General features: G+C 59.6%; 21 protein-coding genes and 1 riboswitch. Of the genes, 10 read left to right on the top strand and 11 right to left on the bottom strand.

Going from position 1 to position 25,999, the window contains the following annotated elements; translation table 11 throughout:
- The first annotated feature begins 19 nt into the window (after positions 1 to 19).
- Positions 20 to 1,348, top strand: a complete 1,329-nt coding sequence (locus tag ACRRQW_RS10255; RefSeq protein ID WP_438481259.1) for a M16 family metallopeptidase — start codon at positions 20 to 22, stop codon at positions 1,346 to 1,348.
- Between the two features lie 210 nt (positions 1,349 to 1,558).
- Here ACRRQW_RS10255 and ACRRQW_RS10250 read toward each other — a convergent pair whose 3' ends face one another.
- Positions 1,559 to 1,810: a hypothetical protein gene (locus ACRRQW_RS10250; RefSeq protein WP_438481258.1), complete on the bottom strand. Its 252-nt coding sequence runs from the start codon at positions 1,808 to 1,810 to the stop codon at positions 1,559 to 1,561.
- Positions 1,811 to 1,857: 47 nt separating this feature from the next.
- On the bottom strand, positions 1,858 to 1,986 hold the full coding sequence (locus ACRRQW_RS10245) for a hypothetical protein (RefSeq protein WP_438481257.1): 129 nt from the start codon (positions 1,984 to 1,986) through the stop codon (positions 1,858 to 1,860).
- Between the two features lie 196 nt (positions 1,987 to 2,182).
- Between ACRRQW_RS10245 and ACRRQW_RS10240 the strand changes: the two genes are divergently transcribed.
- On the top strand, positions 2,183 to 2,500 hold the full coding sequence (locus tag ACRRQW_RS10240) for a hypothetical protein (protein WP_438481256.1): 318 nt from the start codon (positions 2,183 to 2,185) through the stop codon (positions 2,498 to 2,500).
- A gap of 107 nt (positions 2,501 to 2,607) precedes the next feature.
- On the top strand, positions 2,608 to 3,558 hold the full coding sequence (locus tag ACRRQW_RS10235; RefSeq protein WP_438481255.1) for a YihY/virulence factor BrkB family protein: 951 nt from the start codon (positions 2,608 to 2,610) through the stop codon (positions 3,556 to 3,558).
- An 18-nt stretch (positions 3,559 to 3,576) separates the two neighbouring features.
- Here the strand turns inward: ACRRQW_RS10235 and ACRRQW_RS10230 are convergent, their stop codons facing one another.
- Positions 3,577 to 5,898: a TIR domain-containing protein gene (locus ACRRQW_RS10230; RefSeq protein WP_438481254.1), complete on the bottom strand. Its 2,322-nt coding sequence runs from the start codon at positions 5,896 to 5,898 to the stop codon at positions 3,577 to 3,579.
- Between the two features lie 183 nt (positions 5,899 to 6,081).
- On the opposite strand from ACRRQW_RS10230, the gene ACRRQW_RS10225 reads away from it, so the two are divergent.
- The 5 genes from ACRRQW_RS10225 (at position 6,082) to ACRRQW_RS10205 (ending at position 10,352) form a co-directional block, all read left to right on the top strand.
- Positions 6,082 to 7,566 (top strand): hypothetical protein, encoded by a 1,485-nt coding sequence (locus ACRRQW_RS10225; RefSeq protein WP_438481253.1) that lies wholly within the window; start codon positions 6,082 to 6,084, stop codon positions 7,564 to 7,566.
- A gap of 8 nt (positions 7,567 to 7,574) precedes the next feature.
- The gene (locus tag ACRRQW_RS10220) at positions 7,575 to 7,898 is read left to right on the top strand and encodes a DUF4286 domain-containing protein (RefSeq protein ID WP_438481251.1); all 324 of its coding nucleotides are present in this window, start codon (positions 7,575 to 7,577) and stop codon (positions 7,896 to 7,898) included.
- Positions 7,899 to 8,189: 291 nt separating this feature from the next.
- A complete protein-coding gene (locus ACRRQW_RS10215) occupies positions 8,190 to 8,534 on the top strand; it encodes a flagellar motor protein MotB (protein ID WP_438481250.1) in 345 nt (114 codons plus the stop codon).
- Positions 8,535 to 8,546: 12 nt separating this feature from the next.
- Positions 8,547 to 8,813 carry a hypothetical protein gene (locus ACRRQW_RS10210; RefSeq protein WP_438481249.1) on the top strand — a complete coding sequence of 89 codons (267 nt, stop codon included), beginning with the start codon at positions 8,547 to 8,549 and terminating at the stop codon, positions 8,811 to 8,813.
- A 432-nt stretch (positions 8,814 to 9,245) separates the two neighbouring features.
- The gene (locus ACRRQW_RS10205; RefSeq protein ID WP_438481247.1) at positions 9,246 to 10,352 is read left to right on the top strand and encodes an acyltransferase family protein; all 1,107 of its coding nucleotides are present in this window, start codon (positions 9,246 to 9,248) and stop codon (positions 10,350 to 10,352) included.
- A gap of 100 nt (positions 10,353 to 10,452) precedes the next feature.
- Here ACRRQW_RS10205 and ACRRQW_RS10200 read toward each other — a convergent pair whose 3' ends face one another.
- From ACRRQW_RS10200 to ACRRQW_RS10165, 8 genes are all read right to left on the bottom strand, one after another.
- Positions 10,453 to 11,058 (bottom strand): penicillin-binding protein activator LpoB, encoded by a 606-nt coding sequence (locus tag ACRRQW_RS10200; protein ID WP_438481246.1) that lies wholly within the window; start codon positions 11,056 to 11,058, stop codon positions 10,453 to 10,455.
- A 15-nt stretch (positions 11,059 to 11,073) separates the two neighbouring features.
- Positions 11,074 to 11,505, bottom strand: coding sequence for a YcfL family protein (locus tag ACRRQW_RS10195; RefSeq protein ID WP_438481245.1), 432 nt, complete (start codon positions 11,503 to 11,505; stop codon positions 11,074 to 11,076).
- Positions 11,502 to 13,094: a COG3014 family protein gene (locus tag ACRRQW_RS10190; RefSeq protein ID WP_438481244.1), complete on the bottom strand. Its 1,593-nt coding sequence runs from the start codon at positions 13,092 to 13,094 to the stop codon at positions 11,502 to 11,504. Before ACRRQW_RS10190 ends, ACRRQW_RS10195 begins: the two co-directional genes overlap by 4 nt.
- A 50-nt stretch (positions 13,095 to 13,144) precedes the next feature.
- Entirely contained in the window at positions 13,145 to 14,035 is an 891-nt protein-coding gene (locus ACRRQW_RS10185; protein ID WP_438481242.1) for a CsgG/HfaB family protein, read from the bottom strand.
- 36 nt (positions 14,036 to 14,071) lie between these two features.
- Positions 14,072 to 15,253, bottom strand: coding sequence for a PEGA domain-containing protein (locus ACRRQW_RS10180; protein WP_438481241.1), 1,182 nt, complete (start codon positions 15,251 to 15,253; stop codon positions 14,072 to 14,074).
- A 257-nt stretch (positions 15,254 to 15,510) separates the two neighbouring features.
- A complete protein-coding gene (locus tag ACRRQW_RS10175) occupies positions 15,511 to 17,859 on the bottom strand; it encodes a helix-hairpin-helix domain-containing protein (RefSeq protein ID WP_438481240.1) in 2,349 nt (782 codons plus the stop codon).
- Between the two features lie 225 nt (positions 17,860 to 18,084).
- Entirely contained in the window at positions 18,085 to 19,068 is a 984-nt protein-coding gene (locus ACRRQW_RS10170; protein ID WP_438481239.1) for a DNA/RNA non-specific endonuclease, read from the bottom strand.
- Between the two features lie 108 nt (positions 19,069 to 19,176).
- Positions 19,177 to 21,327 carry a TonB-dependent receptor gene (locus ACRRQW_RS10165; RefSeq protein WP_438481238.1) on the bottom strand — a complete coding sequence of 717 codons (2,151 nt, stop codon included), beginning with the start codon at positions 21,325 to 21,327 and terminating at the stop codon, positions 19,177 to 19,179.
- Between the two features lie 83 nt (positions 21,328 to 21,410).
- Positions 21,411 to 21,523: riboswitch (TPP riboswitch) on the bottom strand.
- Positions 21,524 to 21,618: 95 nt separating this feature from the next.
- Here ACRRQW_RS10165 and ACRRQW_RS10160 point away from each other — a divergent pair.
- Both ACRRQW_RS10160 and ACRRQW_RS10155 read left to right on the top strand, forming a co-directional pair.
- A complete protein-coding gene (locus ACRRQW_RS10160) occupies positions 21,619 to 22,737 on the top strand; it encodes an efflux RND transporter periplasmic adaptor subunit (RefSeq protein ID WP_438481237.1) in 1,119 nt (372 codons plus the stop codon).
- Between the two features lie 4 nt (positions 22,738 to 22,741).
- The gene (locus ACRRQW_RS10155) at positions 22,742 to 25,864 is read left to right on the top strand and encodes an efflux RND transporter permease subunit (protein WP_438481236.1); all 3,123 of its coding nucleotides are present in this window, start codon (positions 22,742 to 22,744) and stop codon (positions 25,862 to 25,864) included.
- Positions 25,865 to 25,999: the final 135 nt, after the last annotated feature.

Below are 25,999 nucleotides of genomic sequence, written 5' to 3'. Positions count from 1 at the left end.
CCTCAATCATCACTTCGTCATGAAACACATTTTCTCCTCTCTCCTCGCGGCCGCCTTGGTTGTCTCCGGCTCGGCGCAAATCGCCTCGAATGCCGTGCGCTCGAAAATCGGCGACATCGAACTCATCGCTTACAAGACCGGCGTCAAAGACGTCGTCTATCTCCGCGGCGCCCTCCCCGCCGGCGACAACAAAGCGCCCGCCGACAATTCCATGCTCCCGACCCTCGTCGGCGGTATGCTCGATCGGGGCACTTTGAAACAAGATAAAGCCGCCATCACCGACCAACTCGACGCCGTCGGTGCTTCGATCAGTTTTTCGGTCAATACCGGCGTGCTCGAATTCAACGCTCGCTGCCTCGCAAAAGACGTGCCGCTCGTCGTAAAATTGCTCGCCGAGCAACTCCGCGAACCGGCGTTTTCCGCCGAGGAATTGGAAAAGTTAAAGAAGCAAAGCGTCGGCGGCCTGCAACGCGCGCTCGAAAGCACCGCCTTCCGCGCATCGGACGAGTTCTCCCGCGCCGCCTACGCGCCGGGTCACCCGAATCGTAACGCCACCGTCGAGGAGAGCATTGCCGCCGTGAACAAAACCACCGTCGACGATCTCAAAAAATTCCATGCCGCCCACTACGGCCCGGCTCACCTCACGGTCGTCGCCGTGGGCGATATCAACGCCGACCAAGTGAAATCGGAACTCACCACCGCGTTCAAAGGCTGGAGCGGCGGCAGCGCCGCGCTCGCGATCGCCAAAACCACGCCGACCGATTCCGCGCGCGTGCACGATGTCTTCATGCCGGACAAGACCAGCGTGAACATCATCATCGGTCAAACGACAGGGCTGCGTTATGGCGAAGCGGATTATATCCCGCTGCGCGTCGGCGCTTCCGTGCTCGGCGGCGCGAGCTTCTCCGGACGCTTGATGAAGACCACGCGCGAAAAAGAGGGCCTAACTTACGGCATCTATTCGAACCTCACGAACGACATGTTCAACGATGGCGATTTTCAAGTCACCGCCACCTTCGCGCCCAACTTGCTCGATAAAGGCATCGCCTCCGCGCAGAAGCATCTCGGCGAATGGTATGCCAACGGCGTCACCGAAAAAGAACTCGAGGACCACAAAGGCAACCTCACCGGCTCCTTCAAGATCGCGCTCGCGACGACCGAAGGCATGGCGCAAGCCCTGCAAAATGCCGTCAATCGCGGCAAAGACATCAGCTGGCTCGACGAATACCCGACGAAGGTAAACGCCGTTTCCCTTTCCGAAGTGAACGGCGCCATCAAGCAGCACCTGAATCCGGAAAAAATGTTCATCATCAAAGCCGGCACGATCCCGGGCGCAGTCGCGAAGTAAGTGAGGTGGGCGTCGGTCTCCGCACCGACGCCGAGCGACACTCGAATAAAAACGCGGTGCGGAGATCGGGAACCATCTCCGAGAGGCGGGATCGGCGATCCCGCCCTACAAATTCAGAAAACAAAAAAGCCCGGGCGACTTCACGCGCCCGGGCTTTCTTTTAATTTCGTCAGAGCCTGTTTGCGCAGGGTGACAAAGTGAAGGTGTTGATCAGGCCGTGTGCTGCTTACGATCGTCGAGGCCGAACACTGCGGCCATAAACGTAGCCAGACTGCCGACCGTCGGCGCCGTCATGGGCTCCATGACGCGGCGGGCGGCACGATAGCTGCGACCCGTGCTGGTCTGGAGTGGTTTGATCACATGATGGTGGATGCGACTCGGAACAGCGGTCACATCGGAGAGCAAGCGAGCACCTGCACGCTTGAGGCTGGCAGAGTTCGAGGAGGTGGTTTGCTTTTTCATAACGAGAGTAGGCGTTGAATTTTTAAGCGGTGTGCAAAGAACCGGGCTTATTTGCCGAGCATCTTGGCGACGACGAAGATCACGACGGCACCGAATAGGCCGCCACCGAAGAGAAGATAGAGCAGGGACCAGCCGGCAGCGGCGACAGGGAGGACGAGGGCGAGGGTGGAGATCATGGCAATTGGGAGTTGAGGTTGTTCGAGTAGCTTGCCCAGACAATACACCACCCCGCGTGAATCGAACATCGGGCAGATTACCGAACGCAGTGCCCTGCCTCTCCCCATCCCCGCTAGCGCCAATCCCGAAGCCCGGGTAATGGAATCGACTGTGCCTGTTGAGGAACATCAGGCGCTGCCCAGCATCTGTAGTAACATGTTCCGAGCCGCCAAAGATGCCCTGTCCAGCCGCGCCGCCCAATCGTATGTCAACACGCTCATCGCCCGTTACGGCGAAGTGCGTGATTTGAAAATCGATTCCGAAAATAAAACCGTGGAAGGCTCGTGCCTGCTGCGGGGCGAAACCGTCCCTATCCGCGTAAGCGCCAATTATGTGATCGAAACGAAAGGCGGCAAAAATTTCGTCCGCTTGAAAAACTGCAGCAGCAATAAACCCTGGTTGGAAAACCTGGTGGCCGATTACGGCCAGGAACGCAGCATTGAAGTCCCCGCGTGGGCCAGCTCGATCGTGTAACGCTTAACTTTTTTATCTGGAACTCAGGAAATCAGGAACCCTGCCCCATCATTCATTGGCCCGATCCTTTCCTGATTTCCTGAGTTCCAGATAGACCACTCTGTTTCATGCCTAAAAAAAAATCTCCCATTTCCAAAGCTGCCGTCTCCGAACCGGTGCGCATGCAGCTGGGGATTTTTTCGCGCACGGGGAAAATTCTTTGGCGCACGCTCAAGGCGTTTATTGACGACAACGTCGCGCGCCTGGGCGCGGCACTGGCGTTTTATACGACGATCGCAGTGGCTCCGCTGCTGGTGCTGGCGGTCGCAGTCGCCGGTTTCTTTCTGGGCGAAGGTGATGCGCGTGAAACCGTGATCGGTGAGATTTCCAGACTCACCGGGGCCTCGGCGGGCAAACTGCTCGAATCAATTCAAGATCCGGTGGGGCAGCGCGAGGGCGTCATCGCAACGGTGCTGGGCGGCGCGACGCTGCTGTTCGGCGCGTTCGGCGTATTTTATCATCTGCAGGTCGCGCTTAATTCCATCTGGCGCGTGCACAGCGATGAAAAAATGGAATTTCGCGACATGCTGAAGCAGCGCCTGTTTTCTTTCATCTCCGTGCTCGCCACGGGATTCCTGCTTATGGTGTCGCTCATCGCGAGCGCCGCGCTGAGTTTTCTCGGGGCGCATTTTTTCAGCTCAGCCCATCTGCCGGTGTTCGCGCTCCAGTTTCTCAACAACTCGATTTCTTTCATTGTCATCACGGCGCTGTTCGCGCTCATCTTCAAATTACTCCCCGATACCGATGTGCAATGGCGGCACGTGTGGCTCGGTTCGGTGGTGACGGCCGCACTTTTCACAGTCGGCAAAAGCCTGCTCGGTTATTACCTTGCCCACACGAGCCTCACGTCGGCGTATGGCGCCGCGGCCTCGGCCATCGCGCTGTTGCTCTGGTGTTACTATGCCGCCCAGATTTTATTTCTCGGAGCAGAGTTTACTCGCGTCACCGCCCGCAGCCATGGCGGTCGCGATTTCACCGAACTCGAAAAACCGTCTGAATTAAAACGCTCCGCGCGATAAAAAACAGACACGCGAATTTCAATCCTTCGGCTTAAGCAGTTGCTCGTAAGGCGCGTAGCCGCGCAAGCCGGCAAACTCCGGTTCGATGCGCCCAAGGTCCGACATGCCGCCTTGAAAACTGCGGAACCAAAGACCGTTCGCCACGGCTTGCTCAAGGAGATCTGTTGCGCGTTTCTTTTCGCCATTGGCCGCGGCGAGACGCGCGCGCCAGTAGAACGTCATGCCGCGCGTGTTGCGCAGATCCATTTTCGCCAGCTCCGCGTCGAGCTCGCGCCATTTGGATTCATTGCCTTGTTTTAAATAAGTGAGCGCACGGTAGCCGAGCAAATCGAGCGGCGAGCCCACTTTGCGCGCGAGGAAGTCGTCGAGTTTTTGATAGATGTAGTCGTAGCGCTTTTCCGCGATCGCCACCTGCCACGCGACCTCGGCGTAGTCATCGCGATTGCGCACGCTTTCCGGCAAATCCGCCCAGCGTTGCAGCAGGACCGCCTGCATTTCTTCCGCTTCTTTCGGGAACCCGGCGTTCAACAACACTCCATACGCGTAGTGGGCGATCGACACCGGCTCGACGCGCGCCGAACCGGGCAACGTGCCGGCTTCTGCGAGCACTTTCTTCAGCCCTGCCATATTGCCGCGCAGGGCCTGCACGCGCGCATCCACCCAAGTCACGGTCGGGATTTGCCGGCCCGCACCATAGGCGCGCAACTCCGCAGCGTGTTTCTCCGCTGCCACCAAATCACCATGGGAAATTTCCGCCGCGATCCGCGATGCATACACGCCGACCTGCGGAAAAAACTGCTGATCCACCGGCACCCGCGGCTTCAAGCGCTGCCACCACGCCTCGATTTCCTCATAAGCCACGCGCGGACGATTCAGCGCCCACAAACACGCGAGCAGTTGCGTGATCTCCGTGCGCGTGTCGCGGATGCCCAGCATCCCACGCGCCGCTTGCAGCGCCACCTCGGGATCGCCTTGCAGTAGCGCCAGATCGTAAGTGATTTCAAAAATCTCCGACTGCGAGAGCTGCGCACGCATCGCCAGTAATTCATTAAATTCTTTCTCGGCTTCCGCCGGACGATTCATCCCCCGCAACAGCCGCGCCGTCTCCACTTTTGCTTTCAGCAATTCCGGGTTCTTCGCCAGCAGCGCCTGATACGCCGCGAGCATCTCCGCCTCGGATTTTCGATTCTGCTCCGCGCGCAAGACGTTCAACTGTTGCGCGACGGACCAGCGCGGCCACGGACGCGTGTAAACCAACCCCGAAAGCCGCAGCGGTTCCGTCTCAAGATTCGCGACGACATTATTGGCACCCGTGGTCAATCGGTCCACGAACTCCGTCCATACGTCACCGCGCACGCTTTCTGGCACGATCACCGGACCGAGCGTGCCCATCGAGGTGCCCTCTTCCACCACGAAAATCTCGACACTGATCGCAAGATTCGCCCCTTCACGGAAATACGTGCCGAGGATAACTGATGCGGCATTTTCCTTTCGAGCCGCCTCGCGAGCCGCACTACGGCCTGCCGCGTCGACCGGCAACAAACGCACGTGCGGCGCCGCCGCGATCCCGCGCACCAGTTCGCCTTCGATCATGCGGGCGACGTTGTCCAGTTTCGGATCGCCGGTTAAATTTTCAAACCGCGCGAGCGCGAGCCGCGAAGCCGTGAGCTTTGGTCCATCGGTTCCTTTCGAGGTGGTGGCAGGGGCGGCCACGGCAGTCGGTGGAGGAGCCGGCGGCGATTTTTTCTTCTGACCTTGCCAGACTCCACGCACCGCAAAAATCAGCCCCACTGCGACTCCCGCCACGCCGATGATTCCCCTCGCCCACGCCGGCATGCCGTGGCGGCTGCTCCCGATACTGCCAGAGGGCGGCAGCACACCGCCGCCGCTCGCGCGCACGGGCGCGGGTGCTTCGAGCAGATTACGCACCCGGCTGACAAAGCCCGCCGGAATTTCCTTCGCGGCCAGTTTCGTCCATTGCACCCGCAAAAACGCCTCAGGCACGAACGCGTCCGATTCATTGATGCCATCGAGCGAGATCGGGAGCAGGAACGGCACGCCGTCGTCCATGTCGTGCGTGCGCTCCACCGCGAGTTTCCATTCACGCCGGAAATACCCTTCGCGCCGCGCCTGCGTCGCCGCCGACACCACGGGCAAAAACAAGGAGCATTCGCGGATCTGCCGTTTGATACTTTGATCCCACGCATCGCCGCCGCGCAATTCGCTCTGGTCAAACCACACGTCCACGCCACCCGCGCGCAACGCTTCGCAAATGCGCCGCGCCACCTCCGCGTCTTGCGAAGCATACGATATGAAAACTGCTTTGGCGGAGTCCGGCATCGCGCGAAGTGGTTAGCCACGGTCCCACCTGCTGGCAACTCTGCCTTTTGGGTGGAGCACGCTAGCCACAGTGCGCTCCGCAAAATTCAAAAGAGCCCCCCATGATTAGCGCGTTTCACCGTAAGCACTCGAAGCTTACTCCTTGCCACTCTGGCGCGGCACTGGCACCCGTTTGGGCCGTCCATGGGCGATATTTCCAGCAAACTTCCGCTGTTTCACGTCATCGGTTTTACCGGTCATCGACAAGTCGATCATCCCGAGAAAACCGTGGCGATTGTCGCCAGCACGCTGGCCGAACTCCAACGGGAATCGCCGGGAAATTGGGTCGCGCTGTCGTCCGTCGCGGCCGGCAGCGACCAAGTATTTGCGCGCGAAGCCAAAAAAGCCGGCCTCGGCTGGCACGTCGTCCTGCCGCTGCCTCGCGCGGAATTCGCCAAGGATTTCACCTCGACTGAATGGACTGCCGTCGAGGAATTGCTCGGTCAGGCCGAGCACGTCCGCGTGATTCAGGAAAACGGCACGCGCGACGACGCTTACCTCGATTGCGGCATGGAAGTCGTCAACGGCTCCGACGTGCTGCTCGCGCTTTGGGACGGCAAACCCGCCCGCGGTCGCGGCGGCACCGCCGACATCATCCACTACGCACGTGCACTCGGCCGTCCCCTCATCCTGATCGACGCCACGACCCTCGAAGTCACCAAGGAAAACTTCGCCGCGTTGCACCAAGGCGACGAACATTTCGCCGCGCTCAACAAACTGCCGGCCGCGCGCACGAGTTGGGCGACCAATCCGTTCGACGCGCCAGGCGAGATCTTCGCGTTTCAGCAAAAATGCGATTTTGCCGCGAGCCACGGTGCGCCGCAGTTTCGCCGCCTGATTGTGATGACGGTCGTGTTTCACGTGCTCGCGACGATTGTCGCGGCGGCCGCCCTCGCGTTTGATCTGCACTGGCTCGCACTGCCATGGCTCAAACTCGCGTGCTTGATCGGCGCGCTCATCGTCGCGATCGCGCTGCGCCAGCATCACCATCACCACAACTGGGTGCGCTGCCGCCTCGCCGCGGAATTCTGCCGCTCCGCGCTCGCGACCTGGGGGCTGCCGCGCGCCGCGCCGCTGTTTCAAGACATGGCGTTTGCCGGCATGCGCGGACTCACCCGCACGCTGCACATTTTGCACAGTCGCTCGGCGATCGAGCAGCCCGTGTCGTTGGAAAAATTCCGCCGCGTTTACCTCGAATACCGCATCGACGACCAACTCTCCTATTATCGCAGCCAGGAAAAACGTGCGCTGCCGCTCTACCGCCGCCTGCGACTCGGATTCGGTGTGGCGACGATTCTCGCGATCGCCTGCACCGCGCTCTACGCGATCGCGCACACGTGGCATTGGGGAATCCTTTCGCAAGCGGGCGAGGAATGGGTGTTCTATCTCCTGCCGATTATCCTGCCGGTGATCGCGGCGGCGTTCATTTCGTTCATCTCGATCAATGACCTCCAGCGCCGCGTCGCGCGCTACCGCGAGATGCGCGTGATGCTCGAAGACGCGCGCAAACAACTCTCGTTCTCGCCAACGTGGAACAGCCTCGAACGCGTCGTGCTGCGCACCGAGCGCGGGTTGCTGCAGGAAGTGCTCGAATGGCACTCGATCACGAGCTTCTCCGAATCGCATTAGTCGCTACCATGCCTGAAATTCTCTACACCGTTCGCGCCTCGTGCAAAGACGTGCCACAACGCGGCCGTTATCTCGCGTGGCTCTCGCCGAGTCATGTGATGGCAATCCGTGAGGCCGGCGCGAGTGCCGCGCGCATCGTGCTGCCTGATCGCGAAACCGACACCGCGGCTGCCGTCGTGGAAACGCACTACGTGTTCCCTTCGCGCAAAGCGTTCGACACATACCTCCGCGACCACGCGCCCGCGCTGCGTGCCGATGGATTAAAACATTTTCCGCCGGAGAGCGGGATCACGTATTCGCGGCAGGTTGCTGAAATCGCGACGGAGTTGTGAATGACGCGTGAGGGTTTTTTGACCACGGATTTCACGGATCCGGACGGATTATGGTCAGTGAATTTAAGGTAGAGGCAGTTATACTTAACTGCCCTTCGTTAGCGGATATCATTCAGGGCGGTTAAGGATAACCGCCCCTCCCTCAATTCCGTCATCGTCAAAAGTAGCATCTCCATCCGCGTGATCTGTGAAATCCGTGGGCAAAAAACCGGTCGCCACCCTCAGAAATCATTGTTTCTGCCATTGCGCCAGACCCTGCGTGGGTTAATTTTTCCGCGTTTTCTTTCATTCATGAATCAACGTCTTTTCGTCTCTGCATTCGCACTTTCGGTTTTGGTTTTTACGGGGTGTAACACCGCTAATCGCGACGCCCGCTTTACCAATCCAAATCAACCCGGGCCTGTCGTCGGCAACGCCGTCGGTGTTGCCGCGGGTGCCGTGGTGAGTAACGCCGCCGGCGTGGTCGTCGGGGCCGCCGAAGGGGCCGCCGCCGCGACCAAATCCACGTTTACAAACGACCGCCGCGTCGTCCGCACGTGGCGCACGGAAACCACTTCCGATGGCCGCACGATCCAAGTCCCCGTCGAAATCGAAGTGGACGCCAACGGTCGGCCGATCGCTGACAAGAAGTCGTAAGGCCTTCGACCGATGCGGCGTTCGATCGCAATTCCATCAGTGTTAGTCAGCGTAGTAACACGTGCTTGGGCGGCAGATTTATCTTGGGACTTCTCGCATGACGAAGATGTCCGAACGCTGATAGAAACTAAACGCGTCGTGGTTGATTCCTCCCTCTTCTTTCACGGCATCCCCAAACCTGAGATCGCGTTGGGGCGTATCTTAAAACGCGACGACTACGTTCGTCCCCTCACCTGCGCCTACAATAAAGGCACGCCAGCGACCAAAGCCTACTGCTGATGGCCTTTCGCTCGGTGGCCCCAAGTTTGTTCGAGCTTTGCAAAAAAGATATCACGGAAAAAATACAATCCGGTGATATTTTGGCAGCAGGGATGTCGCGGCACTGAAACTACTTTGCTTGGACTCGTGGCGCACATCGAGGTCGGACAGTTCGGTCGATATGCCGAACTCGGCTTAGAAAAATAAAAGCGCCGCTCCTTTCGGACGCGGCGCTGAAGTTTTTGGGAGACAGAGAATTAATAAACGGCCCGCCCGGCTTGTCCGCCCTAGCTTTTTAGCGCCGGCGAAAGCTCGGTCCCCACCATTTGCCAACCGACAGAGCTGGCGTTCTTGGTTTGCTTGGAGATTTGCATCTCTTCCGGTTCGCTGCGTTAAAGAGATTGCGGCCGCGATTCCGCCGGCGCTGATTAGTCGCATCGCCAGCTCTGCTTAATGAAAAAAAATCACCTTGCGGCAGTCGATGAGCTGCGTGGCGTAGCCATTTTAATGGTCTTTTTTTACCACGCCTTGGGCGTTTCCTTTGGCTACGGTCGGGAGCGCCAATGGTCGGGTTTATTCAGGAATTGGGATATGTCCGTCGGCCAGTTCGGTTTTCTCCCGCTTTCGTATGGTTTCCTCGGCGTATCGCTGTTTTTCGTGATCAGCGGATTTTGCATCCATTTGAGCTACTCCCAGTCCCGGGACAAATCACTGCGCGTTTTCTTTATCCGGCGCGCCTTTCGGATCTATCCGCCTTACCTGGTTGCGTTGCTGATCTTTTCTTTTTTCTACCCATTCCAACGGGTGGTCTTTTCCGAAGACGGATTATTCCAGTTCGTCAGTCACCTGACGTTACTCCACAATTGGGACGTCCATACTTTTTTCGGAATCAACGGCGCGTTTTGGAGCATCGCTGTGGAAGCCCAACTTTACCTGCTCTACCCGCTGCTGTTTTTGTTCGCGAAAAAAGCCGGTTGGGGACGCACCCTGCTCATGACGGCATTAGTCGAAATTTCCCTGCGCACCATCGCCGCCATCACGGTGTTGAGGGATCCCAGTCAAAACCTCCACCTGGAAAGCCCATTCTCATTTTGGTTTTGTTGGTGCTTGGGGGCTTATCTCGCAGAAAACTACCTTCGGGGAAAACCACTGCCCAAATCCAAGTTATCGATGGTGATCCTGGCCGGCCTGGTGGTGGGTTCTGATTTTATCAAACCCCTGAGTGTTTATATGTATCTCCTCAGCGCCTTATTCTTCGCAGGTCTGATCACTTTTCTGATTGATCGATCCGCTCAAGAATCGACCGCGAATCCTCCTTTGTGGCGAAAATTTTTCGCGCAAGTAGGCCTGCTGAGTTACAGCCTTTACCTGTTACATCAACCCCTCCTGGAGCTAATTCCCGCGATCACCAGTTATGCGGGGCCAGCATTGAGCGGCCCGCTTGTCCGTATGGGCGCCTGCATCGTCTCGTTCGTTTTCATTTATTTATGCTCAGTGATTTTCTATCGTTTCGTCGAACTTCCGAGCATTGCGTGGGGTAAAAACCATCTCGCGAAATAAAATCCTAAGGTTCTCAACGTCGCATTCTCTCCAAAAAAAACGCCGCTCGTGTGAAGAGCGGCGTAGAAGTGTTGAGCGAATCGAATCTCTGGCAGGATTTTTACCAGCCGACCGAACCGGCGTTCTTGGTTTGCTTGGCGATTTGTTTCTCTTCTTCCCAGACGGTCAGGCCGGTGCTCACTTGCACGAGCGACATCTGGAACGAATACGTGTTCTGCGTGACCTTGTTGCTGCGATCTGTCTGCTGGATGAGCTTCGCGTAGAGCGTGTAATCCGGCACGAGGACTTTGGCCTTCTTGCCGGATTGCATCTCGGCGAGCTCAGCGGCTTCGCCGGCGACCACGGCGCGTTCGCCGAGGCCCATCGTGTTTGTGACGGCGATCTTGCCGGTTTGCGTGAGGGCGACGCGGATCTTCTTAATCAGGAGATCGGTGTCGACCATCAGTGAGGTGTTGTTGAGCACGCGGTCAACGGCGAGCACAGCGGGCGTGCGCGGGGCGTTGGTGAGCGCGCCGCCGGAAAGCAGCGAGTTGACGAGTTGATCGGCGGCGCTGGCCCAGTCCTGCGAGTTGATCGCGGACGTGTTGATGGCTTGCGGGCCTTTGGCGTCGACGGTGCGGGTTTCGTTGGTGCTTTCGCAACCGGTGAAGGCGAGCGCGGCGCCGAGGGCGAGCACGCTGACGAACTTGGTAGAGCTGGATTTCATGGGTGGGTGATTAAATTATTCTTTGAACTTGAGCTTGAAGTCCACGGCGCGCGGCGAGGTGGCTACGGTGGAGATGGTGGTGGATTCGCGGCCTTGGAGCGGGAGGCTCTTCCACGTTTCGTTAGGCGAGTTGACCGCCATGCCGTCCTGATCGAACCACTCGAACTTGTAGTTAAACGTGCGCTGGCTGCTGCGAAGATTTTCGACCGTGGCCTGAATCTTGAGCAAGTTGCCCGAGACGGTGGCTTGGTTGATCGACGTTACGCGCAAAGCCCCGGCGAGGGTGTTGTCGGTGATAACGCGTTTGTCGGCGACGTAGCTGGGCGCGGCCTGCGATTCGGCGCGCTCATACGAGTTTACGTTGCTGGCGCAGCCGGTGAAGGCAAACGCGGCACCGGTCACAACGAGCGCGGCGGCCAGGCGGAAGGAGTTGGATTGGTTTTTCATTTGAGAACGAAAGCGGAGACGAGCAACGGAGCGCTCGGCGAAGCGGACTTCACATAAACAACATTCACGGCGCCGGGTTCCAACGCAACGGTCTTGGTCGTCGTGCCGGCGGTGAGCGTGAGTTCGCGATTGGCCGGGGTGGCGAGGCGGGCGTATTGGAATTCCTTGGGCAAGGAAATCCAGGTGCGTGTGTCGGCGATGTTGGTGGATGCGTTGACCGCACCCATAATCAGCCCGGCGGCAAGGCCGCCCCACATGCCGCCTTTGTCTTCGGCGACTTTTTGCACGCCGTATTGCACAATGGCTTTGGTGGCGGTGGTGATGAGGGTTTTCGTCACGACGGTCGGCCACTCGTTTTTGAAATCGTTGGCGACGACGCTGTCGATGCTCGCGACGGTGGCGGTGTTGACGGTCGATTCACCCGCGGTGACGCCGAGGCTGGCGATGTAGTCGTTGTTGTATTGGAGTTTCGGGAACGACGCGCCCACGTAGGAGAGTTTGCTGGTGACGAGGAACGTCGGGATGTCGACGCGGGTTTGGTCGCGGGTCGGCGCGGTGCCGGTTTCAAAGATCACGTAGGTGATGCCTTCGGGAGCTTTGCCTTCCGCGGCGAGCGCAGCGGCATCGAGGTCGGCCTTCAGGAACGAATTTTCCGGCACCATGCTGGCGACGCGTTCGAAGGATTTGCGACCGCGTTCGAAGTCGGAGCCGCCTTCGCCGAGCACGGTGAAAAACAAGCCGTCGAGAAACACCGAGAACGGGTTTACGTAATCGCCGTAAGGTTTCATCGGCGCGATCGACGCGTTGAGCGCGGCTTGCAGGGCCGGGCCGGTCTTCGGGTCATTGAGCGCTTTTTGAGAATCGTAAGAAGCGGATTTGCCATCCTCGTTCTTGAGTTCGCCGTTGCGGGCTTTCTCGGCGTCGCTCATCGCGGCGGCGATGCGTTTTTCGTTGGCGGCGACGGCGTCGCGTTGGCGTTGGAGCGAGCGGTTGAGTTCGACGCGGGCCTTGTCTTTTTCGCCGAGTTCAAGGTAGCTGATCGCCTTGTAAGTGTTCATCATCACCTTGTCGTAAACGCGCCCGCGATACGGCAGGGAGGCTTGGTTGCTGACCAACGCGCCGAACTCGGAGCCGACTTTCACCTTCGACTGTTCTTCCCAGAAATTTACTTTTTCTTCGGCTTGGTCGAAGGCCGCGATGGAACGGTTGAGATAATATTTCTGCACTTCCGCCCACGTGGGCACGGCAACCGGAGTGACCGGGGCCGCCGGATCGACGGGCGCGGCTTGCGGTGCGAGTGGTTGCGCCGGAGGCAACGGCACCTGGCTAAGGTCGGACAACGCGGCAAAACGCAGCGTCGCGCCCTGCTCGAAACGGTAAACGAGTTCGTCTTTTGAGCCGGTGGCTTTGTTGGCCTTCTCGTCGATTTGCGCGATCGACGAGGCAAGCCCGCCGCTCTTGGTGGCTTGCGCGAATTGTTGCGTTTGCGCCTGGTAGGTGGCGCAACCAGTGGCGAGGAAAACGAGTGCAACGGCGCTCGCGATTTGGGCGAGGCGGCTCGCCTGGCGGGTGGGTATGGATGTGTGCATGACTAAATTAACGGCGTTCGGACGAATGAAGTGGTGGCAGAGGCGGGCTTTTAGGCCTCTTCCTCGGCCTCGACATCCTGGGCGAGACGAATGACGGAGCCGCGCTCGATCCCGGTGTCTTCGATGGCTTCGCCTTGGGAATTTTGCGGCGTGACGCGGGTGATTTTCACTTTGCCGACGAGGACTTCTTCGCGGCTCTTGTCACCGGTGTCGGGGTCGACGAGCTCGTCGCCGAGCACGAAGACCTCCCAGACTTGGCCCACTTTGATGCCGGACTGGTCGTTGCGGTTGATCGTGATTACCTTCTCGCGCTTGTTCAGCACGCGGGCGGGGAACACACTGTCGGCGGCGCGACCGGCGATTTTTTGCGCCATCTCGCCGACGGCCTGGATAAGCAAATCATCGGAGGCTTCGCCCACGCGCGCGGTGGTGTTTTCGGAGCGATTCTCGGAGTCGCGGCGCGAGACTTTGAAGTTGGTGCTCGTGACGGCGCGTTGGGTGGAGACTTCGACGACTTTCGCAACGGCGGAGAGTTCGATGGTGCGGGCGCGCACGGTCTTTCCGAGCGAGGCGAGCTTGCGCTCTTCCATGCGATCGTTGAACGAGTCGACTTTGATCGTGAGGATGTAGTCGGCTTTGTTGAACGCGAAGGCTTCGCCGGTGGCACCCGCTTCTTTCGCGAGGGCATCGGCGTCGGAGCGCTCCAACACGTCGAAACGTTTGGTGTTGAGCACGCGGTCGTAGACCTGCGCGTCGAGCGCTTCGAGCACGCCCTCGAGCGAGAGCCCGACGCCCTGCTTACTCATGCGTTTGCCGACGGAATCGGTCGCGGTGATTTTCGTGATCGCGATTTTCTTTTTGCCGGCGTCCTGGGCGAAGCCAAACGGCGCGAGCAACAACGCCGCCGCAGCGACGAGAACAGAGAGTTTACCGAATTTCATGGTGAGAATTTTTAAAGAGTTAACGCGAGGCGTGGCTCAAAAGAGCGACTTGTTGGTGATTTGCGGGGCGTCCTTCGTGTCGACGCGATAACCGCTTTGTTCGAGCATCTTGGCTTCGCCTTCGATGCGCTTCACGTCGGCGTCGGTGAGCTTGGCGCCGTTTTTGAGCTCATTGATGAACGTGGTGGCATTCTGCCAGCGAGCATAGCCCGCCTCGCTCATTTCAAGGACGGCGTTGAGTTTTTGACCGTTCGAGAAATTCACGGTGCGTTCCCAGGGTTTGAAACCTTCGCGAGTGATGCGAAGTTTGTGTAGACCGCCTTTCACTTCGATGGCGCCCGGCGCGGTGCCCACGGCGATGCCGTCGACTTCCACGGTAGCATTGAGGACGGAGACTTTGAATTTGCTGTCGGAAATCGAAATCGTGTTCTCCGCACCGATGCGCACATCCGGGATGTAAACGTCGCCGAGTTCCGTCGTGAGGGTGACGGTGACGAGGCCTTGGCCGGGCGACGTGGCGGTGATGCGGCCGCGCGCGATCTGGTTTTTCAGGCTCGCGGCGACTTTGACGGCAGCTTCGTCGAGCAGATCGTTGAAGATGTTCGAGCGGTCGGTTTTGTTGCCCGAGGTTTCCTGGTAAGTGCGGCTCACGCGCACGGTGTCGGCGGCGAGGCTCGCGCCGTTGTTGCCATCGAGAATCTTGTAGGTGACCCGAACGGTGCTCAGATCGTTGGTCTGCTTCACGCCATAAGCATCGAGCGTGTTTTTCTGCGAATCCGCGCCAGCGATGCTGACTTGGAGGAGATAATTCGCACCGAGAGTCTGCGCGAGGCGGACCGCAGAAGTGCCTTGGGCGAGTTGCTTGTCGAGCTCGGTGGCCTTGGCGCCGGGCGCCAGACTGGAGACGGCATTGAGCGCAGTCTCGCCGCTGATGACGTTGAAATTCAGATCCGTGACGCGACCGGTGATGTAATCTTCAAGCGCGCCGAGATCCGCGTCGGCTTCCTTTACGCGGCTGGTCGTGAAGATCGCGACCGTGTAATTTTGCGGCTGCGGTTCGGCTTCGGTGACGACCGTGGTAACCGTGCGCTCAGTCACATTCTGGCCGTTTTGCGTATAAGTTTTCTTTTGAACCGACGACTTCGGTTCGTTCTGGGCGAACGCGGCAGCCGCACCGAGCGCGGTAAACGTGAGGGCGAAGTTCAGGAATTTAAGCATGAGGTGGGTGGGTGAAGAGTGATGCGGTGTGACGCGACAAAACGCGTTTAGGTTCAGTTAAGACGCAGCAAAGTCAGAAAATATTCACGAAAGTGGGTGCAAGTCGTTCGCAGAATTTGGTCGCCCAAAAAGTAGAGGCAAGACCCTAGCGCGTTTCATCTCTACGTAGATGTGCGTAGGCCGAAATTTCAGGAAATCCCTGAGATTAGGTATAGCTGGAGGGCAAGATCGTTGATCCGTCCTGCAAACACGGACGCTTATTTCTTTTTGTTAAGCGCGGCCGTGAACCAATCGTCGTTGAGCGACTTCGGCGGCTGCGGCGCCGCCGGGCGGGCGCCAAAATTACCGCCGCCACCCGAGCGTTGCTGGCCGGGGCCGGTGATCGGACGCCCTGCCCCGCCTGCACCGAGCGCCGGACGCGGGCCGATCTCGGGATTACTGCGCATGGAGAGCGCGATGCGATTACGCGGCAAATCGACTTCGACGACCGTCACGGTGACTTTCTGGCCCGGCTTAACGACGGTGGCGGCTTCCTTCACGAACGAGTCCGCCAGCTGGCTCACGTGCACGAGGCCGTCTTGGTGCACGCCGACATCCACGAACGCGCCAAACGCGGTCACATTCGTCACGATGCCGGGCAATTTCATGCCGGGCTTCAAATGCTCAGGTTTGCTCACGCCTTCCGTGAAACTAAACACTTCAAACTTTTCGCGCGGATCGCGGCCAGGCTTAGCAAGTTCGGCCACGATGTCCGTCAACGTCGGCAAGCCCACGCTGTCGGTCACATATTTTTCCAATTTGATTTTCGCGCGCACGCTGCCTTCGCGCATCAAGTCCGGCACCGTCGTGCCGACATCCGCGGCCATCTTCTCGACGAGCGCATACCGCTCCGGATGCACCGCGCTCGAATCGAGCGGATTGCCCGCGCCGCGAATACGCAGAAAGCCTGCGGCCTGCTCGTAAGCTTTCGGCCCGAGGCGCGGAATCTCGAGGAGCTCGGCGCGCGTCTTGAACGGGCCCTTTTCATTCCGGCGCGCGACGATGTTCGCCGCGATCGACGAATTTAGGCCGGACACATAACTGAGCAGTTGTTTCGACGCGGTGTTCACTTCCACACCGACGCCGTTCACGGTGCTGACGACGGTGTCGTCGAGTGAACGCTTCAACGCATACTGGTCGACGTCGTGTTGATACTGACCGACGCCGATGGATTTCGGATCGAGCTTCACGAGCTCCGCGAGCGGATCCATCAAGCGACGACCGATGGAAACCGCGCCACGCACCGTCAGATCGTGATCAGGAAATTCTTCGCGCGCGACTTCGCTCGCCGAGTAAATCGACGCGCCGGATTCATTGACCATCATCACTGGAATCGACGGCGGCAGGCCGAGCCCGCGCACGAACGATTCTGTTTCGCGACCCGCCGTGCCGTTGCCGATGGCGATGGCCTCGACTTTGAAAAATTTAATGAAGCCCTCGAGCTTCTCCTTCGCCTCGACCGCGTGGCGATCCGGATAGACGACATCGTTGTGGAGCAACTTGCCCTGCTGATCGAGACACACGACTTTGCACCCCGTGCGGAAACCCGGATCGATCGCCATGACGGCTTTCTGGCCGAGCGGCGCGGCGAACATCAGTTCGCGCACGTTATCGGCGAAGACCTTGATCGCGGTTTCGTCGGCGCGCTTCTTCGATTCGAGGCGCATCTCCGTTTCCATCGCGGGCGCGAGCAAACGTTTCACCGAATCGACGACGGCGAGACGCACTTGTTCGCCCGCGGGATTTTTGGCTTTCACGAACAACGGCTCGACTTCGGCCTGCGCCGCGAGCTCGTCCGGCAACGTGATGCGCATCATCAGCATCAACTCTTGTTCGCCACGGCGCATCGCGAGCACGCGATGACTCGGCGCCTTCGCCAGCGGTTCGCTCCACTCGAAATAATCCTTAAACTTCGCCGCTTCGACTTCCTTGCCCGTGAGCACTTTCGAGGAGATGACGGCGTGCTTCTGGTAAACGAGACGTAGGCGCGCGCGCGCGTCCTTGTCGTCGCTCACGCGCTCGGCGATGATGTCGCGAGCGCCGGCGAGCGCTTCGTCGATGTCCTTGATTTTTTGCGGCGTGTTTTTGCCATCGTCCGGCGTGTAGTCGCGACCGACGTATTCCTGCGCGGCGGTGGCCGGATTCGTGGCGGCGTCCTGCGCGTAAAGCAGCTCCGCGAGCGGCTCCAAACCTTTTTCTCGCGCGATCGTGGCGCGCGTGCGCTTCTTCGGCTTGAACGGCAGATAGATATCCTCGAGCGCGGTCAGCGTGGTCGCGGCATTGATGGATTTTTCCAGCACGTCGTTGAGCAGGTTGCGTTCTTTCAGTGACGACAGAATGCTCGCACGGCGCTCGTCGATGGAACGCATTTGCTCCAGGCGATCGCGAATCGCGGTGACCTGCACTTCGTCGAGCATGCCGGTGACTTCCTTGCGGTAGCGCGAGATAAACGGCACCGTCGCGTCTTCCGCGAGGAGTTGCGCCGTGGCGGCGACTTGCTGGACTTTGAGATTCAGCTCCTGCGCGAGGCGGAGCACGTGGTCGGGATTCGGGAGAGGCGTCGGCATCGAAAAGAGAGTCGATGCCAGTGTTTCAACCGGCTCGCGCAACCGCGAATTCACTGAATTCGAAAATTTATTTTATTGCCCTGAGGAACCAGACACGAATTTCACGAATCACCGAAATTTTTCAGGGAGCCAATCCGGAGAATGAGTGAAATCCGCGTCTTCCTCCGCGTCAGGCCGAGTTGGGCGTTTGTCATATAATATATGACAAACGCGCCTGGCGCCGATTCACCACACTCGGGCCACGCGATGGGCCTCGAGGGCGTTTTCGACGTTGTCGGGGAGTTCGCTCAGGAAATTCAGAGCGGTGCGGCGCTCGATTTCGTCAATGGTGGCGAGATACGCGTCGAGCTGCGCACTCGCGGTTTCCTGCGGAAAAATAAACGCCTGCGCGCGCACGCGACCGTCGCTTTCGTCGACGATGATCATGAAAAACGCCTCGGGCACAGCCACACGACGTTTCAGTCGTGCGGGATAGCGACCGAAAATCGGCCCGGCGATCACCCAGATTTCGCCGAAGCGGCCCGGATAATTTGTCGCGATTTTTTGTTCGAGCGATTTCCACAGGCCGGCATTCAAACCGTGTTTCTGCGGCGTGATGTTCGACATCAAAAACGTTTCCTCCTGGGCCTGGCCGCCGAAATACGTGGCGATGGCGAAATTGGGCGCGAGGTGCCCGCGGTCGAAGCCGCTGCGCGTGTAGTTGTCCTCGTCGATCTGCGCGACCGTGCGCGTATCAGTGGAAAACTTCTCTGGGCGCGGCGGCGCGGCGAGCGGCGTCATGTCGCGGAGCCGATACGCGGCCCACAGCGGATTGCCGAGGGCGTCGCTGTAGCCGACCGTGTAGCCGATATTTCTCAGCACTCGCACCGGCGCGGTGTTGAGCGTGGCGGTTTGCGGCAAGCCACCGTAGAGCGGCGTGTTGCCGCTCGTCGCGGTCGTGGAGACCGGTGCGTTCACGAAATCCTCGCTGTAATACAACTGCCACAAATCCCACGCCACATCCACCGCGGTCACCGATTTTTTCGAATCGAACAGATTGCCGACGAGGCGCGAGACCTCCTCCTGTCGTGGCTTCGGCTGAAACAAATACCAGCCGCCAATCACGCCCCAGAGCACGATGTTGAGGGTGAGAAATTTCTTCATCGCGCCCAAACGTTTGCCGCCCGAGCCGCCGCGTGATTTTGAAGCCGATTTCGATTTGCGAGCCATGAAAGGTAGGGGCGGTTATCCTTAACCGCCCTTCGAAGACAACATCATCCTCAAAAACGAAAAAGGGCCGTTAAGGATAACGGCCCCTACCTCGAACCAACGCTTTCCTCAGAAGCGATAGTTCGCCGTCACGCCGAACTGGCGCGGGTCGGCGCGGGATTCATAACGCGTCGTATTGTAGTCAGGGTCTTCGTTGCCGAAGAAGAACACGCGTTTCTCGTAGGTTTCGTTGAACGCATTGCGAATCCACGCGGTGAACGTCCAGTCGCCCCACGCGTAGCCGAGGCTGGCGTTGACGACGTTAGACGCGGTGCGCGTTTCGTTTTGGTTGTTCGAATCGTAGAAGCGCGTGCGGCCGACGAGTTCGACGTTGCCGAAGAATCCGCTGTCCGCGCGATAACGCGTGCCGAGTGTGTAGCCGTGTTCGGGCGTGTTCGCGAGGCGGCGCCCACCCGCGAGGCTGCCGTCGGACAGCGTGAACACCTCGAGTTCGGAATCCATCAACGCGAGCGATCCGTTGACCGACCAATTTTTGGTGAGCGCGTAAGTGCCCGCCGCTTCGAGGCCGTAAACGTAAGCGCGGTTCGCGTTGTCGGTGAAGAAACGGTAACTGCCGCCGAAGCCAGCAGAGTCGCGCACCTGCGTGTCGTGACGATCGATGTAAAACGCGGTCACTTCACCCGTCAGCTTTTGATCGAACAAGCTGCCGCGAAGGCCGGCTTCGTAGTTCCACAAATATTCCGTTTCGTAGGTGAGCGGATCGACGGCGGGATTGATGCGCGCATCGACGTTCACGCCGCCGGCTTTATAGCCGCGCGTGACGGACGCGAAGAGCACTTGGTTTTCCGTGAGGTCATGCTCAATCGTGAGTTTGCCGCCGACGAGCGTGTCGTCGAAGGAGGGCGCAAGTCTCACGACCGGATCGAACGTGCCCGGGCCTTTACGGAAACGCGTTTTGACACCGCGCCCTTCGACGTCGACTTGCTCCGCGCGCAAACCGGCAATCAGCCGCGTGCGGGCGGAGAAATCGTGCGAAATCTGGCCGAAGAGTGCGAAATTCTTCGCCTGGTAATCGGTCGTCAGGCCGCGGATGTTGCCCGGATCGGTATTCGTGTAAGCGCTGTCTTCGTCGGTATTCGAAAAATACGCGCCGAGCGTCCAGCGATCGATCCAGCCAAGCGCGTCGCGCGTGAGCGCGGAGTCGAAGCGGAGTTCCTGATTAAACACGCTGCGATCACGACGGAGATCGCTGAAGCCTTCGTAGGAAGCGGCGGTCCAATCGTCGTCGTAGCTGTAGATCGAATCGACCCACGAGCCGCTCGTGACAGTGGTGAAGCGCACGTTTTCCAAGCCCGTGTAAGTGCCGCGCAGGCTCGTGGCGACGGAGCGTTGTTCGTCCCGACCGGGCTCGTCGCTGTAAGTGAAGTAACCGTTGTTATCCAACGCGAAGTCGTCGAAGCCGTTGTTCACGTCGGAGAACAGCGCGGTGCCGTCCCATTTCCAAGCGGCGTTCGGGTTGAACGTGAGGCGCAGGCGCGCGGTGAATTCGTCGCGGGCGTTCGTGTGCTCGTTCAGCACGGCGTTTTTGCGGAAGCCATCGCTATTGGTTTGTTGCACGGCGAGGCGCACCATCAATTTTTCCGGCGCGCTCGCAATGAGCGGGCCGCCGACCGCGAACGCGCCGGTGTAGAGCGCGTCTTCGCCGACGGTCGCTTCGATCTGGCCGGTCCACACCGGCGTGGGCGCATTCGTGACGAGGCGCACCACGCCGCCCGCCGCATTCGCGCCGAACGCACCGGCTTGCGGGCCGCGGAGCACTTCGACTTGGCGCACGTCGAAGGTGCTGCCGAGCGTGCCGAGGCCGGTGAAGTCGAGATCGTCGACGAGGAAACGCACCGTCGCGTCCGGCGTTTCGCCTTCGTAGTGGGAATTTTCGCCGATGCCGCGGATTTGGAGATAACGCGGACGTGACGTGCCACCGGTCCAGGTTAAATTCGGGATCTGGTCCACGAGATCGCCGAAATGTTTAATCGAGGCGGCGCGCAACGCGGATTCGTCAAAGACGGTCACGCTGGCAGGAATGCGTTCAAGTGGCGTTTCCCACAGATCGCCGGTGACGCGCACGGTTTCGAGCGTCACGCGAGGCGCGTTGGGATCGGCGGCAGATGGCGCGGAGGGCGCCGGAGTTTGCGCAAGGGCGGCGAGCGAGGTCGCAGCGGTTGCGAGAATAGTGAGGAGGATTCGTGTCGGGATTTGCATTTTGTTTAAATGCCCGACCCAAACTGACTCCCGAGAGAAGGGGCGCCGCGCGCTCCCGACTTTAGTTGAATAAAGGCGCGAGACTTGCAGCGCCTGCTGTTTCCTTCGTCGGCATGATCCGTTCAGGTTCGAAGGGTCGAGCGGTCGAGCGCACCGCAATCTCAGTCCTCCGCGGAGGACACCCCTACAGGCAACGCGCACCAAAGACCGAACTGGGTAACGTGCAAGAAAACTTTCTGTCACCGGCTTGCGTCTGGCGGCGTCACGGCTACCAATCTGACCCTTAAATCGATGAAATTACGTATCTTCCTCACGGTGTTGGTCGCCCTCGCGGTTCTCGGCGGAATCTTTGGCTACAAAGCACTCAAAAACCGGCAGGCGCAAGCGGCGCTCGCCGCCCGCAAACCTGCCCCCTCCACGATCATCACTGCGGTGGCGTTGGCGGAAAAATGGCGCAACACGCTCCACGCCGTCGGCACGCTGCAAAGTTTTCAAGGCATCACGGTGCGCTCCGAAATCGAAGGCCGCATCACGAAAGTCGCTTTTGAATCCGGCGCGCGCGTCAAAGCCGGCGATGTGCTCCTCGAAATGGACACCATCGCCGAAGTCGCCCAACTCGCCAGCGCCGAGGCCAGCGCGAAGTTGACCAGCGCCAACCTCGAACGCGCGCGCGAACTTCAGAAAAACAACACCAACACCAAAGCCGAACTCGATGCCGCCGAAGCCAGCGCCGCGCAAGCCACGGCCCAAATCGAAAATCTCAAATCCACGCTCGCGAAAAAACGCATCGTCGCGCCGTTCGATGGCCGCGTGGGCATCCGCCTCGTGAATCTCGGCCAGTTTCTCAACAAAGCCGACGCCGTCGTGACGCTCGAAGCGATCGACACGATGTATGCCGACTTCTCGCTCCCGCAGCAGGACATCAGCGCGCTCAAGCCCGGCCTCACGGTGAACGTGAACGTCGATGCGTTTCCCGGCCGCGTGTTCGCCGGCAAAATCGAAGCCATCGATCCGCGCATCAACGAGACGACGCGCAATGTCAGGGTGCGCGCCGTATTGCCCAATAAAGACGAGGCCCTCCGCGCCGGCATGTTCGCGCGCGTCGATGTGGTGTTGCCCGAAGAGCGCGAACTCGTGGTGCTGCCGGCGACGGCGATTGTTTACAGCCCGTATGGCGACTCGGTTTACGTCGTCGTAGTCGACAAGGAAAAGAACGCGCAAATCGCGCAGCAGCGTTTCGTCACGGTCGGCCCGAAGCGCGGCGATCTGGTTTCACTCACGAAAGGCGTGAAAGCCGGCGAAGAAGTCGTCACGGGCGGCCAGGGCAAACTTCGCCCCGGCTCGCTTGTGAAGGTCAACAACACCGTCGTGCCGGCCAACAGCGCCACGCCGAAACCTTCGGAGAGCTGAGCCGATGAATTTCACCGAGATTTTTATCCGGCGCCCCGTGTTGGCGACCGTGGTTAATTTGTTCCTGCTCATCGCCGGTTATCAGGCGATCCAAGCGCTCGTCGTCCGCCAATACCCTTACACGAGCAACGCGGTCGTCACCGTGAGCGTCGCCTATCCGGGCGCCAACGCCGACCTCGTGCGCGGCTTCGTCACCACGCCGCTCGAACGCGAGATTTCCTCTGCCGACGGCATCGATTACGTCGAGTCCGTCTCGCGCCAAAACAGCGCGACGATCACCGCACGTCTCCGCCTCAACTACGACCCGAACGACGCGCTCACGCAGATCACCGCAAAAGTGAACCGGGTGAAAGGCGAACTCCCGGCCGGCGCGGAAGACCCCGTGTTCGACGTCGCGGTCGGCGAGACGACTCCGTCCGCGTTTCTCGGTTTCTCTAGCGAAGAGATGGAGGGAAATCAGATCACCGATTACCTCACGCGCGTCGTGCAGCCGAAACTCTCGACGCTCAAAGGCGTGCAGAAAGCCGAAATCCTGGGCGCGCGCACTTTCGCGATGCGCATCTGGCTGAAACCGGAACGCATGGCCGCGCTCAATCTCAGCGCCGCGCAAGTCCGCACCGCGCTCGCCGCGCAAAACTACCTTTCCGCCGTCGGCCAGACGAAGGGCTCGATGCTCAGTGTGAACTTGAACGCGCAAACCGACCTGCGCTCTGCCGACGAATTCAAGGACATCGTCATTCGCGAAAACAACGGCCAACTCATCCGCCTGCGCGACATCGCCGACGTAGTGCTGGGGGCCGAAAATTACGACTCCCAAGTCATTTTCTCCGGCGTGAACGGCGTGTTCGTCGGCATCTCCGCGCTGCCGACCGCCAACGCGATCGACGTCATCAAGGAAGTCCGCAAAGCGCTGCCCGACATCCAGGCGCAGCTTCCTCCCGGCATGAAGGGCAAGATCGTCGCCGACTTCACGGAGTTCATTAACGACTCCATCAGCGAGGTCATGCACACGCTCATCGAGGCCATGGTGATCGTCATCATCGTTATCTACCTTTTTCTCGGTTCATTCCGTTCCGTCATCATTCCGATTGTCGCGATCCCGCTTTCGCTCGTCGGCGCGTGCGCCCTCATGCTCGCGCTGGGGTTCTCGATTAACCTGCTCACGCTGCTCGCGATGGTCCTGGCCATCGGTCTCGTCGTCGACGACGCCATCGTCGTAGTTGAAAATATTCACCGCCATATCGAGGAAGGACTCTCGCCATTTAACGCGGCGATTAAAGGCGCACACGAACTCGTCGGACCCGTCATCGCGATGACCATTACGCTCGCGGCCGTGTATGCCCCGGTCGGTTTCCAAGGCGGACTTACTGGCGCGCTGTTCCGCGAGTTCGCTTTCACGCTCGCGGGCGCGGTCATCATTTCCGGTTTCGTCGCCTTGACGCTCTCGCCCGTGATGTGCGCGAAAATCCTGCGCCACAACCCGAACCCGAAAGGCTTCGAGGCGTTTCTCAATCGCACTTTCGGCAAACTCCAGAGCGCCTACGAGCGCACGTTACACGCCTCGCTCAATACGCGCGCGGCGATCTTCATTGTCTGGGCCCTCGTAACGGCGGCGCTCTACCCGTTCTTCGCAGGAATTCCCCCTTACTTCAGCGGCGCCAAGAACGATCTGGCTCCGGCTGAAGATCAAGGCGTCATCTTGATGAACGTTGAAGCCGGCGCGACCGCGACCTCTGAACAAACCCTCCTCTACGCGCAGGAAGTCGCGAAAATCATCCGCCGCGACTATCCGGATGAGACCGCGGAAATTTTCGTCATCGTCGGTCGCGGCGGCACGCCGAATTCCGCGTTTGTCGGCTGGCGTTTTAAACCATGGAGCCAGCGCACCCGCAGCACGCAACAACTGCTCCCCGAAATCCAAGCCAAGGTCGCGTCGGTCGCCGGCGCACGCGTCTCGGCTTTTTTGCGCCCTTCCCTGCCGGGCTCGTCGGGCGGTTTGCCGGTGCAGATCGTTATCGGTTCCACCGAAGCGCCGCAGCGCGTCGCGGAAGTTTCCGGCGAATTGCTGCAACGCGCGATGGGCAGCGGCCTGTTCCTCTTCGGCGATACAAACCTCAAGTTTGACCAGCCGCAGGTTAACTTGAACATCGACCGCGAAAAAGCCGCCGCGCTAGGCATTAACATGCAGACGCTCGGCGCCGATCTCGGCTCGATGCTCGGTGGCGGTTTCGTGAATCGTTTCGCGATCGACGGGCGCGCCTACAAAGTGATTCCGCAAGTCACGCGCCTCGAACGCCTGAATCCCGATCAAATCAGCGACTATTACATCTCGACCACGAAGGGTGAACTCGTGCCGCTCTCGACGATCGCGACGCTCGAAAACGTCGTGCAACCGCGCGAACTGCGCCGCTTCCAGCAGCTCAACGCGGCGACGCTTTCGTTCGCACCCGCGCCCGGTGTGACCCTCGGCGAAGCGCTCGATTGGCTGCGTAACGACTCCACTCAGTTCTTCCCGCAAGGTTTCACCATCGATTACAACGGTGACTCGCGCCAGTTCGTGCAGGAAGGCAGCACCTTTGTAGCCACCTTCATTCTCGCGGTGGTGATCATCTTTCTCGTCTTGGCTGGGCAGTATGAAAGTTTCCGCGATCCGCTCATTATCATGTTTTCCGTGCCCCTGACGATCGCGGCCGCCATGGTCTTCCTGTTCTTCGATTTCGCGACGCTCAATATCTACACCAAAGTCGGTCTCATTACGCTCGTCGGCCTCATCGCGAAGCACGGTATTCTCATCGTGGAGTTTGCGAACAAGCTTCAGGAAGAAAAAGGCATGTCGATTCGTGAAGCCGCCGAGCACGCCGCCGCCGTGCGTTTGCGTCCGATTTTGATGACCACCGCCGCCATGGTGCTCGGCGTGCTACCGTTGCTCCGCGCCAGCGGCGCCGGTGCGGAAAGTCGTTTCAGCATCGGCCTCGTCATCGCCACCGGCATGAGCATCGGCACTTTGTTCACGCTGTTCGTGGTCCCGGCCTTCTACACGCTGCTCGCAAAAGATCGCCGGAAGAAGCCCGAGACCGCTGAAGAAACCGCCAGCGGCCACGGACACAGCGCCGCGCATCACGCGTAATAGTAGAATTAATCGAATGTGTAGGTTGCGCGCTCGCGCGCAACGTGGCCCGCGAGCGGGCCACCTACATTCACGACTCGAACACGATGCCTCCAGGGCTAATAATACCCGCGCGATTCCTTAAGCCAACCAGGC

Origin of the sequence: Oleiharenicola lentus (assembly GCF_051660365.1) — a bacterium.
GTDB classification, from domain to species: Bacteria; Verrucomicrobiota; Verrucomicrobiia; order Opitutales; family Opitutaceae; genus Lacunisphaera; species Lacunisphaera lenta_A.
This window is presented reverse-complemented; position numbering and strand designations above follow the sequence as displayed.

Bases quoted from the DNA above. Each gene is read 5' to 3' on its own strand.
- ACRRQW_RS10195 (WP_438481245.1), bottom strand. From the start codon at position 11,505: ATGAAAAACCAATCCAACTCCTTCCGCCTGGCCGCCGCGCTCGTTGTG.
- ACRRQW_RS10160 (WP_438481237.1), top strand. From the start codon at position 21,619: ATGAAATTACGTATCTTCCTCACGGTGTTGGTCGCCCTCGCGGTTCTC.
- ACRRQW_RS10190 (WP_438481244.1), bottom strand. From the start codon at position 13,094: ATGCACACATCCATACCCACCCGCCAGGCGAGCCGCCTCGCCCAAATC.
- ACRRQW_RS10165 (WP_438481238.1), bottom strand. From the start codon at position 21,327: ATGCAAATCCCGACACGAATCCTCCTCACTATTCTCGCAACCGCTGCG.
- ACRRQW_RS10170 (WP_438481239.1), bottom strand. From the start codon at position 19,068: ATGGCTCGCAAATCGAAATCGGCTTCAAAATCACGCGGCGGCTCGGGC.
- ACRRQW_RS10200 (WP_438481246.1), bottom strand. From the start codon at position 11,058: ATGAAATCCAGCTCTACCAAGTTCGTCAGCGTGCTCGCCCTCGGCGCC.
- ACRRQW_RS10175 (WP_438481240.1), bottom strand. From the start codon at position 17,859: ATGCCGACGCCTCTCCCGAATCCCGACCACGTGCTCCGCCTCGCGCAG.
- ACRRQW_RS10205 (WP_438481247.1), top strand. From the start codon at position 9,246: ATGAAAAAAAATCACCTTGCGGCAGTCGATGAGCTGCGTGGCGTAGCC.
- ACRRQW_RS10235 (WP_438481255.1), top strand. From the start codon at position 2,608: ATGCCTAAAAAAAAATCTCCCATTTCCAAAGCTGCCGTCTCCGAACCG.
- ACRRQW_RS10215 (WP_438481250.1), top strand. From the start codon at position 8,190: ATGAATCAACGTCTTTTCGTCTCTGCATTCGCACTTTCGGTTTTGGTT.
- ACRRQW_RS10245 (WP_438481257.1), bottom strand. From the start codon at position 1,986: ATGATCTCCACCCTCGCCCTCGTCCTCCCTGTCGCCGCTGCCGGCTGG.
- ACRRQW_RS10240 (WP_438481256.1), top strand. From the start codon at position 2,183: ATGTTCCGAGCCGCCAAAGATGCCCTGTCCAGCCGCGCCGCCCAATCG.
- ACRRQW_RS10210 (WP_438481249.1), top strand. From the start codon at position 8,547: ATGCGGCGTTCGATCGCAATTCCATCAGTGTTAGTCAGCGTAGTAACA.
- ACRRQW_RS10185 (WP_438481242.1), bottom strand. From the start codon at position 14,035: ATGAAATTCGGTAAACTCTCTGTTCTCGTCGCTGCGGCGGCGTTGTTG.
- ACRRQW_RS10180 (WP_438481241.1), bottom strand. From the start codon at position 15,253: ATGCTTAAATTCCTGAACTTCGCCCTCACGTTTACCGCGCTCGGTGCG.
- ACRRQW_RS10230 (WP_438481254.1), bottom strand. From the start codon at position 5,898: ATGCCGGACTCCGCCAAAGCAGTTTTCATATCGTATGCTTCGCAAGAC.
- ACRRQW_RS10255 (WP_438481259.1), top strand. From the start codon at position 20: ATGAAACACATTTTCTCCTCTCTCCTCGCGGCCGCCTTGGTTGTCTCC.
- ACRRQW_RS10155 (WP_438481236.1), top strand. From the start codon at position 22,742: ATGAATTTCACCGAGATTTTTATCCGGCGCCCCGTGTTGGCGACCGTG.
- ACRRQW_RS10220 (WP_438481251.1), top strand. From the start codon at position 7,575: ATGCCTGAAATTCTCTACACCGTTCGCGCCTCGTGCAAAGACGTGCCA.
- ACRRQW_RS10250 (WP_438481258.1), bottom strand. From the start codon at position 1,810: ATGAAAAAGCAAACCACCTCCTCGAACTCTGCCAGCCTCAAGCGTGCA.
- ACRRQW_RS10225 (WP_438481253.1), top strand. From the start codon at position 6,082: ATGGGCGATATTTCCAGCAAACTTCCGCTGTTTCACGTCATCGGTTTT.